A 321-nucleotide genomic window follows, 5' to 3' on the forward strand; every position below is an offset into this window, starting at 1 on the left:
ATTGAATTATGTTTTATACTGGTCTGGTAGTTCAGCTGGTTAGAATGCCGGCCTGTCACGCCGGAGGTCGCGGGTTCGAGTCCCGTCCAGACCGCTTGTTATAAAACAATAAATTCAGACTCAGGTCTGGTAGTTCAGCTGGTTAGAATGCCGGCCTGTCACGCCGGAGGTCGCGGGTTCGAGTCCCGTCCAGACCGCTTTTCAAAAAACAACAAACTCAGATTCAGGTCTGGTAGTTCAGCTGGTTAGAATGCCGGCCTGTCACGCCGGAGGTCGCGGGTTCGAGTCCCGTCCAGACCGCAAAGGTTACTTCTTTTTAAG

At 52.3% G+C, this 321-nt stretch carries 3 tRNA genes; all 3 read left to right on the plus strand.

The window, feature by feature from the left end:
- Positions 1-20 precede the first annotated feature (20 nt).
- The 3 genes from OM074_RS21385 (at position 21) to OM074_RS21395 (ending at position 300) form a co-directional block, all read left to right on the plus strand.
- Positions 21-94 (plus strand) — tRNA-Asp (locus OM074_RS21385).
- A 29-nt stretch (positions 95-123) separates the two neighbouring features.
- Positions 124-197: transfer RNA gene (locus OM074_RS21390), tRNA-Asp, on the plus strand.
- 29 nt (positions 198-226) lie between these two features.
- Positions 227-300, plus strand: a tRNA-Asp gene (locus OM074_RS21395).
- Positions 301-321 lie beyond the last annotated feature (21 nt).

This window comes from Plebeiibacterium marinum (assembly GCF_026013615.1).
GTDB classification, from domain to species: Bacteria; Bacteroidota; Bacteroidia; order Bacteroidales; family Marinilabiliaceae; genus Saccharicrinis; species Saccharicrinis marinus_A.